Genomic DNA, 12,561 nt, shown 5'->3' with positions numbered 1-12,561 from the left:
AAGAGACAGTTCTAAAAATGCTAATAAAACGTATTTTAAATCAGCTCATTCAGTTCAAAAAGATATTATTTTGGGCCTTGTTTTGGGTTCAGCAATTGGTTTTCATCCTAATGCCTTTATTATTTCCATGCCTTTAATCTTAATCTACAGCTGGAACTTAATTTTTAATCAAAAAACTAAATTAAAAAATTATCTCAGCTTTGGCGGCACCCTGGCTCTAACTGCTCTGTTATTTGTTTATTTAAGTTTTCAATTTGATCCCAATTTTATTAATAATTACAGCAGTTATGGTGCCCGACTGGGAGTTTTAGATTCTTTTTTAATCAAACTAGAAAATCTAAAATCATTTTATCTGAAGTTATTTTATAGAGTCAGCGGTACTTATTATATTCCTCCAATAAAATTTCAACTTATATTTTTTACTGCAGTAAGTACAATATCAATAATCAAATCTATTTTCAGCAGATTTAAAAAAGATAGAATTAATATTTATTTGCTTTTGACACTGCTGGCGCTTAATCTTGGATATTTAATAATCGGCAGATACAACCAAACCTCTATCATCTTTATTTTTCCTGCTGCCTATCTCTTATTTATAAACTTGATAAAAAATTTAAATCCCAAATTTAAGAGATCACTAGTCTTGATTTTGATGATGATTTTATTGCTGAACAGTGGTTTTACAATAATTAAAGACAGCCATTATAATTATCAGGATTATCTGCAGCAAATTGCAGAGGTAGTGCCGCGGGATGCCAGGGTGCTGGCAAATTTAAATACAGACTATTATTTTGAAAATGGAAGCCTTGTTGATTACCGAAACCTTGCTTATCTGCAGGAAAACAATCTCTCTTTTGCTGATTATATAAATAAAAATAAAATTGAATATATAATTTATCCCGAAGAAATGGATTATATCTACAACAGTCGACCCAGCTGGAATATTCTCTACGGCAATCTTTATCCTTATTATCAAGAAATGCAGTATTTTCTCAAACAGGAAACTGAACTGATCAAAGAATTCATTAATTCTACCTATGCAATGAGAATTGTAAGAAAAATCGGAGCCAAAAACTGGTCGGTTAAAATCTATAAAGTTAATTCTGCAGCTGAGACTGGAGCTTCTCAAAAAGCTGATTAAAATCTCTACTGCTCCTAATACGAGGGTATGACAGTTTGTTTTCAATAATATTTATTAATTCGCCCGGCTCATTTTTCATGAGGACTATTCTTTCGGAAAGGAAAACTGCCTCCCTGATATCATGGGTCACAAAAATAATTGTTTTCTCCTCTTCCTGCCAGAGCTGAACCAAAAGCTGCTGCAGCTCCTGGCGGGTCTGGCTGTCTACACTACCAAATGGTTCGTCCATTAACATTATTTCACCTTCTGCAGCCAGGGTTCTAGCCAGAGCAATTCTCTGCTTCATTCCTCCGGAAAGCTGATGTGGATAATAATTTTGATATTCTGCAAGCTTAACTTCAGTTAGATATTTTAATGACTTTTTTTTAATCTGCCTTTTAGTTAGTTTTATATTTTTATTTTTAGCAGAAGCTTTAACCGCAAAACTGATATTATCAATCACAGTCTGCCAGGAAAAAAGCTGCTCAAAATCCTGAAAAAGCATTATCCTGTCCAAACCCGCACCCACAAGTTCTTCTCCTTTTTTTAAAAGCTGGCCTCTATCTGTTTTGCTGAAACCGGCTATTATTTTAAGTAGTGTTGATTTACCACAGCCGGAAGGGCCTAAGATCGTCAAAAATTCATTTTCTTTAATCTCTAAATTAATATCTTTTAAAGCAATCTTTGTTTCTTTTCCTGTCTCAAAACTTTTATTAATATTTTTAAGTTCTAAATAGGATCTCATTTTAACATTCCCCATTTTTGGACTGTTTTTGCTTCCAGCTTTTCAAAAATGAAATCTTCAACAGCTATCCCAATTAAAATAATCACAATTATTCCAGCAAATACCCCCGGCAAATCAAAGAAAACTCTTTTTTGAAAAATATACCAGCCAAGACCTCCCAGACTGTTAATTGCACCAAAGAGCATTTCAGCACTAATTAACGCCCGCCAGGATCTGGCCCAGGCTATTTTTAAACCGGAAATAAAGTAAGGCAGGGAAGCCGGGATTAATATCTTATACATAAATTCTAATTTATTTAAACGATAATTTTTGGCAATCAAAGTATAAATATCCGGAATTGAATTAAAACCTGTACTTAAATTTAAAATTAAAGGCCATAAAACTGAATGAATAATTACAATCAAAATTGCCGTTTTGCCAGAACCAAACCAGATCAAAATTAAAGGCATCAGGGCAATTCCAGGCAGTGGATGAGCAAGAGCAGTCAGGGTATCTATCAAACCAGCAGCATAACTAGAAAAATAAGCTGTCAGAGAAAGAATCAAAGCTGTAATAGTGGCCAGAAATAGCCCCTGTGCAATCACTGATAATGAAAATCCTATCTGCTTAATTAAGGTGCCGTCTTTTAGTGAATCAAATAAAGCAGTTAAAATCTGATCAAGACCGGGAAAAATCATTTTCGAAAAAATTCCGCTTACTGCTGTTAGCTGCCAGATCAGGGCTAAAATTATCCCCCAAAAAATTCGCTGTTTATATTTACTCTTCATTTTGGACAGCTTCCTCCTTTGAAATGTTTTCGCTGCCGGCTAAATTTTTTTCAAAAACAAGCTCAGAATACTGATAATTATTTGCTTCCAGATAGGATTCTGCAGCCATAAAATCAATAAACTTATTGAGACCTTTGATTTCAGAGGTGAACGTCATACCCGGCCAGTTTAGATATTCCAGCATTTCAGTCTGACTTAAATTATAATTATCTGCCAGAATTTCCGCTATTTCTTCTGGCTGCCCATCTATAAATTCTATTGCTTTCTCCAGGGCGTTCAGAAAATAAGCATAATTTTTAGGCTGCTGCTCGTAAAACTCCTCAGTACTGACACCTATAATAAAGGTGAAGTCACCACCAAAGGCTTCTCTGCCACTTAAAATCTTTTTAATTCCCTCTTCTTTGCTTTCTAAAAAAAGATAAGGAGCAGAGGCAAAATGAGCACTTACTTCTCTACCGGCAAGCAGGGCATTCATTGCATCAGGATGACTCATTGTCAAAAGCTGTTCATCAAATCTATCTACCTCTCCAAATTCTCTTTCAGCCGCCATTGAGAGTAAAATATGCTGAATACTTCCGGGCTGGGGAAGTGCAATTTTAGCATCAGCTTTAAAATCTGCCAGACTATTAATATCTCCTCTGTTGGTCATTAAGCCCAGGGGACTCTCAGAAAGTCCGGAAATAATTTTCCACTCCATCCCTTTATCGCGAGCAATTAAAAAAGGAGGAATAGCCATAAAAGCTATATCAACTTCGCCAGCCAGCATTGACTCTCTAATAGAAGTAGTATTGCTCAACTGCTTCCACTCGACTTCTAAATTTGGGTTGGCTTCTTCTAAAAACTTAAGTTCTTTGATTAACTGTACAGGAGCATAGGCCAGCCCGTACTGTTCGGCAATAGTAATTTTTTGCTGGCGCCCTGCTTCATTATTTTCACAGCCGCTGACCAACAGCAGAGTTAAGATCAAAACTATAATAATTGTTAGATACTTTTTCATACTTACACTCCTGGTTTCTAAAAATTTTCTCCGATTTCTCTGTAAACAAGATTCTTTCCCTTCCGGTCAATAATTTTCAACTTATCATATACAGCAGCTACCCGCTGCTTTAGTTCAGCTTTATTATCTGCCAGCACTATAAAATAACCGGCTCTGGCAGTTGCATTTTCTATATCTGGAATCCGCTCTCCAGGTCTGTAATTAAAACCAACTTTTAAAAGTCCGGATAATTTCTGCAGTTCAGAACTCTCAGTTATAAGGTCTATCCGACCCGGGCCAGCAAAGAAGAGCTGTGAAGAAAGAAATTTTTGATTGGCCAGCAGAGAATAATTCTGCAGTGCTTTCTGCTCAACCGGCTCTCCTGCTGCCAGCCTGACCATCATTTTCAAAATATCAACCCCTGTCAGCGCTGGCATAAAATCTCCCTCATAGGCTCCTCCAATTCTGCAGGCTATTTCGTTAACCTTTAGCCCCTCTTTTCCAATTAAAAATTGAAAATATATTGGCCCATTTTTTATTCCAAACTCAGCCACAATTTTTTCAGTTATATTTTTAATTTCATCAAAGTATTTTTCTAAATGCTTTGAGGGAAAAAGATGGGAAGAACAAATTCCAATGTGAATCCCTGTTTCAAATCGCAGGCGGTCGGTAACCGTTAAAATTGTTGTCTTTCCTTCTACAACCCAGCCACTAACTGTAATTTCATCTGATTTATAATATTCTTCTAGCAAAATTTTATCCTGTCTGGAATAAGAAAGAACTTCGTTAAATTTTTCTCTAATTTGAGCAGTTGTCTCCAGTTTAAAGACACCCCGCTGCCCCTGACTGTCCAGAGGTTTAATAACAAAGGGTCTCTCAAAGTCTTCCAGTTCCTGATCCGAAAAATCTGCTGCTAAAATTTTATATTTCACTGTTGGAATTGCTGCTTTGCTGAATTTATTTTTCATAACTTTTTTGTTGGTTACAGCCTCAGCTGTTTCTGTAGAGAGATACTGCTTTAAATTCAAGCGTTCAGCCACCCGGGCAGCAGTATAAACCGGCTGATCTGTTCCAGCCGTTAAAATACCGTCCACCTTATAATCTTCTGCAGTTTTAAGGTTGGCCTCAAGGTCGAAAGTACTGCTTTCAGAACTGAAATCAGCAATCTTTTTGCCGGGAGCATCCTGATAATAATCTGAAACAACTACCTCATGCCCCAGCTCTTTTGCCTTTTTAATTAAACTCAGCTGGCCGCTGCCTCCACCAAGAATTAATAACCGCATTTTGATTCCTCTTTCTCTATAAAAGTACTTTCTGCAATTAAATACTGTTCGTTTTTTGAGCGTAAATATTTTAAAAAAGGAAGTTCTCCGTAATAGATAAAAAGCTTTAAAAATAATTTTAATAACCTAAAAAAACTATAATTGGACTGACCATATTTGCGCTGCTGCTGTTTTGTGTAGATATTTGCAATCGCTGGCTCTTCTTTTAAAATGATAGCCGAAAGATAGATAAAAGACTTTTTTGAAGCTGTAATTTTAGCAAGCATTTCTCTGGTCATTATTCTAAAACTGCTGACTCTAAGCCCTTCTTTTTTGGGAGTAATTAGATTAAAGAGGTAGTTAGTCAGCCTGGAGCCTATTCTTCTATAGAAACTGTGTGCTCTCACCTCTGGAATGGCATATACTACATCATAGCCCTCTCTGATTTTCTGCAGCAGCAAAACTATATCAGAAGGCTGATGCTGCAGATCATCATCCATAGTGATTATATAATCTCCAGCAGCATAATTAAAAGCACAAAAAATAGCATTCTGCTGACCAAAATTTTTTTTCAGGCGAATCCCCTTAACTCTGCTGTCCTGATGACTTAATTCTACAATTTTTTGATAACTTTGATCTGAGCTGCAGTCATCTACCATAATTAATTCAAATTCAAAATTGTTTGTTACAGCTACTTTCTTCACTGTCTGGTAAAGTTCTTCCAGGGAGTCCTCACCATTATAAACAGGTACTACAATAGAAATTAAATCAGTCATTAACTTCTTTCACCTGCCTGTTTAAACTGCAAAAAATTTCTTCCAGAGCCTGAATTATATAATCTAATTCCCGCCGGGAAAGTTCTGGATAAATTGGCAGGCGGAGCAGACTGGAAGCAATCTGATTTGTCAGCTGCAGATCTTCTGCTTGATAACCAAGCTTTTTCCCCATTGGCGAGGCATGTAAGGGCTGAAAATGAAAAGCAGCCTCTATTCCTCTAAACTTAAGCTCTTTTAAAACAAAGTCTCTTATTTTTTGATTCTTAAATTTTAAATAATAAATATGATAATTGCTTTTTTTAGCAGCAGCTGCCACCGGCAGAAGTTCCAAAAAGTTTCCATCTAAAAATTTCTTTAGATTTTGATTATAATAATCAAATACTCTTTTCCGCTGAGCAGTAATATAATCAATCTCCTGCAGCTGGGCAAATAAAAGTGCCATCAATATGTCTGATGGCAGATAACTTGAGCCCTCACCAACCCAGCTGTATTTATCGATTTCTCCTCTTAAAAAACGGGACCGATTTGTTCCTTTTTCCCTAATGATTTCTGCTTTTTTTATCAGTTCATCCTGCTTAGAGTTAATAACTAAGGCTCCCCCTTCACCACTGACAAAATTTTTGCTGCCGTGAAAGCTGTAACAGCCAAAATCTCCCATGCCACCTGCAGGCTCTCCCTTATAAAAACTATTAACTGCATGAGCAGCATCTTCAATAACATAGATATCATTTTCTGCTGCGATTTCCCTAATCTGATCCATTTCACAGCTGACCCCGGCATAGTGAACCGGAATAACAGCCTTTGTTTTAGAGGTGATTTTTGACTCAAAATCAGCAGGATCAAGGTTAAAGCTATTTCTTTTAATTTCTGCAAAAACAGGTCTGGCCCCTTCTTTTAAAACTGCATTCGCAGTAGAACTAAAAGTAAAAGAAGGCATAATAACTTCATCACCTTTTTTTAATCCTATTAATTGAGCAGTCATTTCCAGAGCATGAGTAGCTGAAGTAGTCATTAAAACTCTATTTAGATCAAACTTTTCTTCCAGAAATTCACTGACCCTGGCTGTATAATATCCATCACCACTTATACTGCCTCTTTGAAGGGCATCAGTTATATATTCGTTTTCTTTTCCACTCAGATAAGTTTTATTAAAATCAATTTTCAACATAAATTACTCCGCTCCAAACTTTCAGGCTCTCAATTTTTACTTAATAACAGATATGTCTGCCCAATTTTTTAAAGTTCGCGATAAAATCTCTTACATCATCAGATAAAAACTCTGCTTTTTTATTAATCATATAAATATCATAATCAAGATCATAATCAGTAATTCTGGAGACATTAATTTCTTTAGCACTAAATTCATCTCGAACTGCATTATATGGTACAAAAGCAACTCCATAACCTTTGCGGACCAGAGTCTTTATTGCTTCTGTAGAATCCAGACGTGATATAATTTCTATCTCGGAAAAATTATGACCAACATCTGCCAGCACCTCTTTGAAATTCTCCTTTATTATACAGTCTTCTTTTAAAATCACAAATTTATGATCCAGAATTTCCTCCAGCTTCACCTTTTCCGGCAGATCAAATGCAGGTGGTGAAATAAGCACTACTTTTTCGTTAATTACCTCTTCAGAGTGAAGCTCTTCAGCCTGGGCCGGATGAGTTGTAAACCCAATTTCGCAGATATCACTTAGAACATCCTGCTCTATTTTATCTGAAGAAGCGGCGACCAGATTATACTTATGATTTGGAAACTTAAACTGCATATTTAAAATTGCACAGGGAAGACAGTAAGTAGCAATAGTATATTCTCCCTCAATCTTTATTTCCTGATTTTCCTGTTCGTTTAAATCCGAAAGCATCTTATTATAGGTTCGGATAATATTATCTGCATATTTTAATACTACCTCACCTGAATTGGTCAGCTTTACTCCTCGATTGCTGCGGATAAAAAGTTCTTTTCCCAGTGAATCTTCAAGTTTTTGAATCTGCTGACTCAAAGCAGGCTGAGATATGTGAGAATTATTTGCAACTTTGGAGATGCTTTTTACTTCTGCAATCTCCTGAAAATATTTTAAGCTTTCAATATGCATAACTACACCCTCTCATTGACAGTTAATATAATTTAGAAAACACTGTTTTAAGCTAATGTTCTTAATTAATTATATTATTAATCAAAAGAAATAACAAGAGTTAATCGCGAAAGCGAAATATTAAATAGATTCCCTAAATTTAAATCAATTTTTTCCACCACTGCTTGTGGTCAAGATACCAGTTCAAAGTTTTCTCTATTGCCTGCTCAAAATCAGATTCCGCTTCCCATCCCAGCTTGTTTTTTATCTTACTGGTATCAACTGCATAACGGAAATCATGACCTTTTCGGTCTTCTACATGTTTGATTAAGAGCGCTGATTTTGACAGCAAAGATAAGATTTTTTGGGTTATTTCCAGGTTGCTTTTTTCGTTGTTTGCTCCAATATTATATATTTCACCACTATCTCCCCGCCGCATTACCAGATCAATTGCCCGACAGTTATCTTTAACATAAATCCAGTCCCGAATATTACTGCCATCACCATAAAGAGGCAGTTTTTCATTCTGAAGTGCATTAATAATAAAAAGAGGAATTAACTTTTCTGAATACTGATAGGGACCAAAATTATTGGAAGACCGAGTGATATTAACAGGCAGCTCATATGTTTTTGCATATGATTTAACTAAAAGATCAGCGGCCGCTTTCGAAGCAGCATAGGGACTGGATGGATTTAACGGACTATCTTCTTTAAACTTCCCTTCCGGCCCGAGACTTCCATAAACCTCATCAGTAGATATCTGCACAAACTTTTTAACTCCAAATTTAAGAGCCAGATCAAGCAAATTCTGAGTCCCTTCAATATTTGTTTTAACGAATACCGAAGGATCTTTTATACTCCGATCAACATGAGATTCAGCTGCAAAATTCACTATATAGTCTATTCCCTGATGCATAATCTGATCAATTTTTTCTTTATTACAGATATCAATTTTTTTAAATTCATAATTAGGACTGTTCTCAACAGCTTTCAAATTATCAAGGTTACCGGCATAACTAAGTTTATCTACATTAATAATTTGATCATCATAATTTTCAAGCTGATAACGAATAAAATTACTGCCAATAAAACCGGCTCCACCTGTAACTAAAATCTTCATCTGTTCAAACCCCTCCTAAGAAAATATATTAGATAAAATCAAAAATTTCTCTCATAAAATACCAATATTCTTTAAAACTATTATATCATATTGAGCCTCAATTCTACATTAAATCCGGATCTTTTTTAAAAGAACTTGTTTTGCGAACACTTGTATGTTAAAATTAAATATATAGTGCTTTAGCTCTGCCTAATAGCCAAACCAAAGGAGTTGATAGAATGAATTTTAAAGACAGAGGGAATAAAAAATGGAATTCCTTAATGCTGGTTGAACATCAGAAAAGATTAAAAGAATTAAAAATGAAGGAAGCCGAAATAGAAAAACCGGAACTGGACCAGCAAGAGTTAAAAGAAATTAATTTTAAACTTAAAGAAGCATTAAATAGAAACTTAACTGTCAGCATAAAATTTTATGAAGATAAAAGAATTAAAAACATAAAGGGCAAAATTTTAAAACTCGAAAATTATCAACAGCAGCTTAAAATTAAAAAGCTTAATCAAGAAATCAAAAAAATTAAATTTAGCCAAATTATAGAATTTGAATTTTAAATTTTCAGAAAAAATTATTTGTGGTGCCCACCAATGGTATTTTCAATTCTCTCTTTAATATTTCCTTTTTCCAGGTTGCGGGCATAATATAAAACATCTTTTCCCATTTTATTGGCCAGCCGGTCTCTAAGCTGATTAATTTCTGATCTTTTTAAATCATTTTCAAATAGATTTAACTGCTGATAATCACTATCCGTAAATTTCGTTAAATAAAGACTTATTTTTCTAACCTTTTCGCCCTGATAATGTTTATTTAAAATAACCACTGCTGCCTGATAAATATCTCTTGTGAGATCGGTTCTTTTTTCCAAACTCAGCTGTCTGGAAAAACCTTTTTTGTTTTCACTTTTTGAATAGCCCAGAGCAAGCGAAACTGTTTTACCTTTTAGATTGTTTTGCCGAACTCTTTTACTAACTTCTTCAGCCAGGTTAAAAATTACAGTTTTGATTTCTTCCAGACAGGTATAATCACTGTAAAGTGTGATTCCTCGTCCAACTGCTTTTTTGCGGTCATCAAAATGCCCCTCCACTTCTGAATAGTCTATTCCCCAGGCATGGTAGTAAAGCTGATTACCGATGATTCCAAATTTGTTTTCCAAATATTCAAGTGGCAGTTGTGCCAGTTCACCAACTGTGTAAACTCCAATTTTGTTCAGCTTTTTTTCAGTCCGACTGCCAATTCCCCAGCAGTCAGATAAATTTAAAGGCCATAACTTCTCGGGAATATCACTATAATTCCAGCGGCAGAGACCGCTTTTTTTCCCTTCGTTGTCCATTGCTACCTTGGCCATAAACATGTTGGGGCCGATCCCCATACTGCAGGGCAGACCATATTTACTCCAAATTTCTTCTTTGATTTTTACTGCCAATTCAAATGGGTCACCATACTTTTTCTGGCTACCATTTAATTTAAGCCAGGCTTCATCTATTGAATAAATGTGTACTGCTTCCAGCGGCAGGTAAGAATTAAAAATTTCAGTTATTTTCATTGAAATTTCAAGATAAAGTCCCATATTAGCTTCAGCCAGTATAATTTCTTCCCTGTCCGGGATTTGATATAAGCGGTGAGCTGTTTTGATTCCATATTTTTCCTTCAAGGCAGCAGATGCTGCTAAAACAACTGAACCTTTTCTTTTTTTATCACCAATTACAGCCAGATAGCCCTTAAGCGGATGAATATTTCTTTTAACCAACTCAATGCTGGCATAAAATGACTTCATATCAACACATAAAATTTGATTCTGAGGAGCATCACTATAATCAGGCTGCATACTAAAACCCCCTTGACGAACATTTGTTTAAATATATTTTAGCATATTTTTTCGATTTTAGCAAACATAAGTTCGTTAATTTCTTTTGGACCCGGTTCAAATAAGCTTATTTGAACCGGGTCCAATTAAAGGCAGGTCCAATTAAAGACATAAAAAAACTGCTGTTTTTACACAGCAGTTTTTTTATCTCAGCTCTAATAAATTCTTCTATTTCGTTTAAATTCATATTTTGAAGTTCCAGAAAATCGATTAATTTTAAATCATCTCCTGCAGCAAGGTCAATATTATAAGTCAGGCTGTAGGGGTTCCCGTGAGCTCCCCCGGTATACTGATTGTAAGCAAATTTGATACTTAATATTTGCTTACTATTTTTGATTTCAAAATCAACTTTAGCCACAAATTCTCGCCTCGGAAACTCAGCCTCTGCAAAATTCTGCTGACTCTGTCGTGCCATATTAATCGTATATTCTACAAAAGTCATAATGTTGTCTCTAAAAAGATCATTATATTTTTCCTGGATATTTTTGCGATTTAACTCCATTAAAATTGGAATCTCTGCTTCAATCTGATAAACATCTTTTCCAGTCTTTTCCACTGGAATTGAAACAACTTCGAAAGCTGCAGCCGAGGCTGCTGTCAGAAAAAGAAAAACAACTGCAGTCAGGACTATAAATTTAAAGTTGAGGCAGTCAAAAAAAGAATTATTGTTTCTCACTTTTAACTGCTCTTTTCTTTATTTATTTTTTTAACTTAATTCCTTTAGAAGTTATATCAATAATTTTTTCCTTGTATAAACCACCAATCGCTTTTTTAAAACTTCCTTTACTTATTTGAAGAGCTTTTTTGATTTTTTCTGGTGAACTATCATCATTTAAAGGTAAAGATCCACCCTTAGCTTTAAGTCGGGCCAGTATTTTTTCTTTTGCATCTTCAATCCGACCATAGCCAATCTTGCGCAGACTAACATCAATTTTATTATCTTCTCTAATTTTTTTAATATATCCTTTTAACCGATCACCAACAGTAATTTCCTTATAAATATCATTCTCATACACCAGACCAAAATATTTATCATTAATAATAACTGTAGCCCCTAAATCAGTAAATTTATATACTAAAATATCTACCTTATCCCCTTCACTAAATTCAACACTTTCTGGAGCTTCTTCAATTCCTGTTGTATCAATATCACTACTTCTCATTTTCCAATCAGCACCTTTCTTAAATTAATTATATTTTCATTGTAACATAAATTGTGACCTAATAAAATGGCAAAAAACTGCTGACAAAAATTAACCAGCAGCTCAGCTTGAATATTTAAAACAATTGTTTTATCCTTCATCCTTCAAGAGATATTGATTTATATTTGGAAGGGTAGCAGCTGTCACCAGCTCACCAAAGTCATTGACTCTAAAGTTTATATTCCTGTTTCCCTCTTCAATAATTTTTCGGTCATTTTCACTCTTGATCACCAGTGTTCCCAAAACTTCTTTAATAAAAATCTGTTCCCCTATCCTAAAATAAGTTTTGCTCAGTTTACTCCCGGCTTCCTGCGTAAAAATTATTTCTTCAGCCTGATATGAGCCGCCTTTTAGAAACCCCGGATTGCTCTTAACAATAATTGATTTTTTTGCTTTAATTGTTGAGTTATAACATCCCAGTCGATTAATAATTACTGAACCTCCTATGTTAATTTCAGAGTTCTGAATATAGCCGGTATAAATATTTAATACACCACTGTTATCCAGTTTTTGATTTATAAATTCAGCTAAATTTTCTTTGAAATTATTGAGCATACTTTCATCTTTAATTCTTTCCAAATTAGCCATATTATCAAAAGCTGAACCGAATGCAACAGTACCGCCTGCAGCATCGATTTTCCAGCCGGCCTTATAACG

The 12,561-nt window shown here is 34.9% G+C and carries 14 protein-coding genes; 2 read left to right on the top strand and 12 right to left on the bottom strand.

Annotation, left to right across the window (positions count from 1 at the left end; translation table 11 throughout):
* Nucleotides 1-1,141, top strand: a 1,141-nt coding sequence (locus tag CI949_RS10735) for a 4-amino-4-deoxy-L-arabinose transferase (RefSeq protein ID WP_290766237.1), incomplete at its 5' end; no start/stop codon positions are given.
* Here the strand turns inward: CI949_RS10735 and CI949_RS10730 are convergent.
* The 8 genes from CI949_RS10730 to rfbB form a co-directional block, all read right to left on the bottom strand.
* Complete coding sequence (locus CI949_RS10730) at nucleotides 1,098-1,865, bottom strand: ABC transporter ATP-binding protein (protein ID WP_290766235.1); 768 nt, start codon at nucleotides 1,863-1,865, stop codon at nucleotides 1,098-1,100. The genes CI949_RS10735 and CI949_RS10730 overlap by 44 nt on opposite strands.
* Nucleotides 1,862-2,632 carry an ABC transporter permease gene (locus tag CI949_RS10725; RefSeq protein WP_290766232.1) on the bottom strand — a complete coding sequence of 257 codons (771 nt, stop codon included), beginning with the start codon at nucleotides 2,630-2,632 and terminating at the stop codon, nucleotides 1,862-1,864. The genes CI949_RS10730 and CI949_RS10725 overlap by 4 nt, the downstream gene beginning before the upstream one ends.
* A complete protein-coding gene (locus tag CI949_RS10720; RefSeq protein ID WP_290766229.1) occupies nucleotides 2,622-3,629 on the bottom strand; it encodes an ABC transporter substrate-binding protein in 1,008 nt (335 codons plus the stop codon). Before CI949_RS10720 ends, CI949_RS10725 begins: the two co-directional genes overlap by 11 nt.
* A gap of 17 nt (nucleotides 3,630-3,646) precedes the next feature.
* Nucleotides 3,647-4,891, bottom strand: coding sequence for an ATP-grasp domain-containing protein (locus CI949_RS10715; RefSeq protein WP_133529797.1), 1,245 nt, complete (start codon nucleotides 4,889-4,891; stop codon nucleotides 3,647-3,649).
* A complete protein-coding gene (locus CI949_RS10710) occupies nucleotides 4,879-5,646 on the bottom strand; it encodes a glycosyltransferase family 2 protein (protein ID WP_133529796.1) in 768 nt (255 codons plus the stop codon). The genes CI949_RS10715 and CI949_RS10710 overlap by 13 nt, the downstream gene beginning before the upstream one ends.
* Nucleotides 5,639-6,814, bottom strand: coding sequence for a dTDP-4-amino-4,6-dideoxygalactose transaminase (gene rffA / locus CI949_RS10705; protein WP_290766223.1), 1,176 nt, complete (start codon nucleotides 6,812-6,814; stop codon nucleotides 5,639-5,641). The genes CI949_RS10710 and rffA overlap by 8 nt, the downstream gene beginning before the upstream one ends.
* Nucleotides 6,815-6,854: 40 nt before the next feature.
* Nucleotides 6,855-7,745: a LysR family transcriptional regulator gene (locus CI949_RS10700; protein WP_133529795.1), complete on the bottom strand. Its 891-nt coding sequence runs from the start codon at nucleotides 7,743-7,745 to the stop codon at nucleotides 6,855-6,857.
* 139 nt (nucleotides 7,746-7,884) lie between these two features.
* Nucleotides 7,885-8,844 carry a dTDP-glucose 4,6-dehydratase gene (rfbB, locus tag CI949_RS10695; RefSeq protein WP_290766217.1) on the bottom strand — a complete coding sequence of 320 codons (960 nt, stop codon included), beginning with the start codon at nucleotides 8,842-8,844 and terminating at the stop codon, nucleotides 7,885-7,887.
* A gap of 218 nt (nucleotides 8,845-9,062) precedes the next feature.
* Here rfbB and CI949_RS10690 point away from each other — a divergent pair, with 218 nt between their 5' ends.
* A complete protein-coding gene (locus CI949_RS10690) occupies nucleotides 9,063-9,392 on the top strand; it encodes a YolD-like family protein (RefSeq protein WP_290766215.1) in 330 nt (109 codons plus the stop codon).
* A gap of 14 nt (nucleotides 9,393-9,406) precedes the next feature.
* Here CI949_RS10690 and CI949_RS10685 read toward each other — a convergent pair whose 3' ends face one another.
* The 4 genes from CI949_RS10685 to CI949_RS10670 form a co-directional block, all read right to left on the bottom strand.
* Entirely contained in the window at nucleotides 9,407-10,663 is a 1,257-nt protein-coding gene (locus CI949_RS10685; protein WP_290766212.1) for a DNA polymerase thumb domain-containing protein, read from the bottom strand.
* 106 nt (nucleotides 10,664-10,769) lie between these two features.
* Nucleotides 10,770-11,378 (bottom strand): DUF4163 domain-containing protein, encoded by a 609-nt coding sequence (locus tag CI949_RS10680; RefSeq protein ID WP_133529791.1) that lies wholly within the window; start codon nucleotides 11,376-11,378, stop codon nucleotides 10,770-10,772.
* A 22-nt stretch (nucleotides 11,379-11,400) separates the two neighbouring features.
* Nucleotides 11,401-11,865 carry a hypothetical protein gene (locus CI949_RS10675; protein ID WP_133529790.1) on the bottom strand — a complete coding sequence of 155 codons (465 nt, stop codon included), beginning with the start codon at nucleotides 11,863-11,865 and terminating at the stop codon, nucleotides 11,401-11,403.
* 129 nt (nucleotides 11,866-11,994) lie between these two features.
* The coding region (locus tag CI949_RS10670; protein WP_290766207.1) for a FapA family protein at nucleotides 11,995-12,561 on the bottom strand (567 nt) is incomplete at its 5' end.

It is taken from the genome of Halanaerobium sp. (assembly GCF_003070835.1).
The sequence above is the reverse complement of the archived record's forward strand: the minus strand, read 5'-3'. Positions and strand labels throughout refer to the sequence as shown.

Bases quoted from the DNA above. Each gene is read 5' to 3' on its own strand.
- CI949_RS10700 (WP_133529795.1), bottom strand. From the start codon at position 7,745: ATGCATATTGAAAGCTTAAAATATTTTCAGGAGATTGCAGAAGTAAAA.
- CI949_RS10720 (WP_290766229.1), bottom strand. From the start codon at position 3,629: ATGAAAAAGTATCTAACAATTATTATAGTTTTGATCTTAACTCTGCTG.
- CI949_RS10685 (WP_290766212.1), bottom strand. From the start codon at position 10,663: ATGCAGCCTGATTATAGTGATGCTCCTCAGAATCAAATTTTATGTGTT.
- CI949_RS10715 (WP_133529797.1), bottom strand. From the start codon at position 4,891: ATGCGGTTATTAATTCTTGGTGGAGGCAGCGGCCAGCTGAGTTTAATT.
- CI949_RS10690 (WP_290766215.1), top strand. From the start codon at position 9,063: ATGAATTTTAAAGACAGAGGGAATAAAAAATGGAATTCCTTAATGCTG.
- CI949_RS10725 (WP_290766232.1), bottom strand. From the start codon at position 2,632: ATGAAGAGTAAATATAAACAGCGAATTTTTTGGGGGATAATTTTAGCC.
- rffA (WP_290766223.1), bottom strand. From the start codon at position 6,814: ATGTTGAAAATTGATTTTAATAAAACTTATCTGAGTGGAAAAGAAAAC.
- CI949_RS10730 (WP_290766235.1), bottom strand. From the start codon at position 1,865: ATGAGATCCTATTTAGAACTTAAAAATATTAATAAAAGTTTTGAGACA.
- CI949_RS10710 (WP_133529796.1), bottom strand. From the start codon at position 5,646: ATGACTGATTTAATTTCTATTGTAGTACCTGTTTATAATGGTGAGGAC.
- rfbB (WP_290766217.1), bottom strand. From the start codon at position 8,844: ATGAAGATTTTAGTTACAGGTGGAGCCGGTTTTATTGGCAGTAATTTT.
- CI949_RS10675 (WP_133529790.1), bottom strand. From the start codon at position 11,865: ATGAGAAGTAGTGATATTGATACAACAGGAATTGAAGAAGCTCCAGAA.